3 protein-coding genes are annotated in these 2448 nt (G+C 61.2%); 1 reads left to right on the forward strand and 2 read right to left on the reverse strand.

Features of this window, described 5'->3' with window-relative positions; translation table 11 throughout:
* Positions 1-275 precede the first annotated feature (275 nt).
* Entirely contained in the window at positions 276-812 is a 537-nt protein-coding gene (locus tag ACILSL_RS27605) for a hypothetical protein (RefSeq protein ID WP_395735288.1), read from the forward strand.
* A gap of 343 nt (positions 813-1155) precedes the next feature.
* Here ACILSL_RS27605 and ACILSL_RS27610 read toward each other — a convergent pair whose 3' ends face one another.
* Positions 1156-1641 carry a hypothetical protein gene (locus ACILSL_RS27610; protein ID WP_395735289.1) on the reverse strand — a complete coding sequence of 162 codons (486 nt, stop codon included), beginning with the start codon at positions 1639-1641 and terminating at the stop codon, positions 1156-1158.
* 101 nt (positions 1642-1742) lie between these two features.
* A partial coding sequence (locus tag ACILSL_RS27615) for an HAD-IC family P-type ATPase (RefSeq protein ID WP_395735290.1) occupies positions 1743-2448 on the reverse strand: 706 nt, incomplete at its 5' end.

Genomic DNA, 2448 nt, shown 5'->3' on the forward strand with positions numbered 1-2448 from the left:
GGCGGTGGCACCGCGCAGCCCTTGTTGCCAGGACAGGTACAGATCCCGCCGAGGGGTGTCACGCAATCTGAGCCCGCTGGGCAGTTGGCGCAGTCCCCCTCTGGAGCGCACTGGCTGACATTGGGATCAACATTCACATCGCCGATGAGGATGCAGAACGGGCCCTCAGCGAGCAGGATGCAAACCCCGTTGGGGTTCTCTGGACAGGGCACAAACGAGGGGTTCTGGGGGTCCGTAAAGCAGTAGTCCATGGCCGCCGTGCAGCCATAGGGATTGTGGCAAATCCCACTGCTGCAAATTTCGCCGCTGCCACAGGCTTTGCATCGCTTTCCCTTGATACCGCATGCAGTAGCGTCATTCCGATGGCATTTGCCCTTGGCATCACAGCAACCCGAACACTTTCGCGCACAGCGGCGCTTTGGGTTCCGCCGGTGACGATCATGGCGGCGGCGCTTGTGGCGGCGATGACCTCCACCTACGATGGCGCCGGAGCCATCGGCGGCAGCCGGCTCTGGCTGTTGCCAGGTACTGAGCGCCCCGACGATCGGGAACAGTCCCAGAACGCGGAGCAATCGCCGCCGTGGTGTGGCGTCAGCGACATCGCGCGCCAGGGTGTTCCAGTCAACAGACTGTTTCATGAGTCGGTTTTCCTCACCGTGCAGTTGGACGATCCAGGCGCAAGGTCGACGTCATCGCGTTTACCAACGCGGGGCGCCGCCTGCGTGGACGAGCTACTCGTCGATACGTGGCACGACTTGCAATGCTCCCGTGGCCTCCCCCCTTTCAATCCTGCGCGACTCTGGAGTCGATGACATCAGGAGCAGCCGAACCCCTGGGGAGAGATGACGGTCAGGCGGGATTGGGATCAGTCGCACTGCTCAGTGTGCTGCGCAGGAAGGTGGAGGGCACAGTGTTCGCACAGCGGGAAACGTTCCTCATCGAATCCATTTCAGACCACATTATCCATTTCTTAACCTGACAGCGCTGAGCTTTTTTCTCGGGCAGCGTGGCTGTCGTGGCCTCGTAAGGAGATCTCGGTAGTTGGGGTTACACCAGTGCAGTGAGAAGATCCGAAGCATGATGAGTTCGTGATCTCACGGATCCTTTTCGGTACCGCTCGCAAGCATCGGTTTCAGGGCTATCAGAAGTCCTCAATTACGCTGGCGGAAGGAAAGGCAGATGATGCTGGCGACGAACTGCCTCCGCAGCTTCGCGCAGTCCCTGCTCATTGTCCTTAAATTCATCCCATACGATCTCGTCCATTGCGCCCCCATTCGGTCGACCAATTCCATGGCATCTTTCATCAAGGGCGCAGAAGTTCGCGAGCTTCATGACAACGCCATTGGGATTGCGAAACTTCTCACTGCGATCACTTGGCTCATGCAGTTGCATTTCCTGCAGGTGAGCGCTGAGTTCAATGATTCCCAGCTTGTTCTTACCCAGTTGCTCGTAACCGCTTCTTACAAAGAGATCCATCGCCAAAATGCATTCGCCGCGTGTCCAACCCGGGTTCCGCACCAGAGTGCTAATGTCCTTTGATCGTGACCTGTTGGTTACATCCACGATATCGTAACTATTGAACACCAACTCGATCTTGACGCTCTCCTGGCTAACTTGCCGCACAACCATGCGAAAAGCCACTACTTATCCACACTTATCCACACCCCTCCCACCATTCCGACATCGCCACTGTCATTACGACAGCAGCACCCCGAAACTCCCGCCAGCGAATTGCGCTTCGGTCATGCGGCGGTGACAGGCTGGCGGGAATCGCGCTGCCAGATGAGCAGCCGGAGGCCGAGCAGGACCACGATGATCGTGCTCCCCTCGTGCCCAACCACACCGAGGGGCAGCGGAATGCCGCGCGTCAGCGTGACGACGACCAGGATCACGATCACAGTCAGCGCGAAGGCCAGGTTCTGGCGAATGGTGCGACGCGTGCGCCGGCTGAGCGCGATGGCGTATGGGAGCTTGCGCAGGTCATCGCCCATCAGCACCACATCGGCGGTCTCCAGGGCCACGTCGGTGCCAGCGCCACCCATCGCGACGCCAACGGTCGCAATCGCCAGCGCCGGAGCGTCGTTCACGCCGTCGCCGACCATGGCCACCGGCCCCTCCCGCTCCAGGGCCTCAATGAAGCGCAGCTTCTCCTCAGGCAGCATGTCGCCGCGCACCTCATCCACGGCCAGCTCGGTACAGATGGCGTCCGCCAGCCGCTGGTGATCGCCGGTGAGCACCACGATGCGCGAGATCCCCAGGTCCTTGAGCTCCCGGATCGCTGTCGCCGCCTCCGGCCGCAGCGTATCGGCCACCGCCAGCACGCCCTGCACGCTTTGGCGGCTGCCCACAAAGACCGCCGTGCGGCCGGCATCGCGCAACTCGTCCGCCAGGTGCTCGGCTTCCGCGGACACGGCTACGCCAGCCTCGGCGAAGAGCATGGCGTTGCCC

It is taken from the genome of Prosthecobacter sp. (assembly GCF_044222345.1).
GTDB lineage: Bacteria > Verrucomicrobiota > Verrucomicrobiia > Verrucomicrobiales > Verrucomicrobiaceae > Prosthecobacter.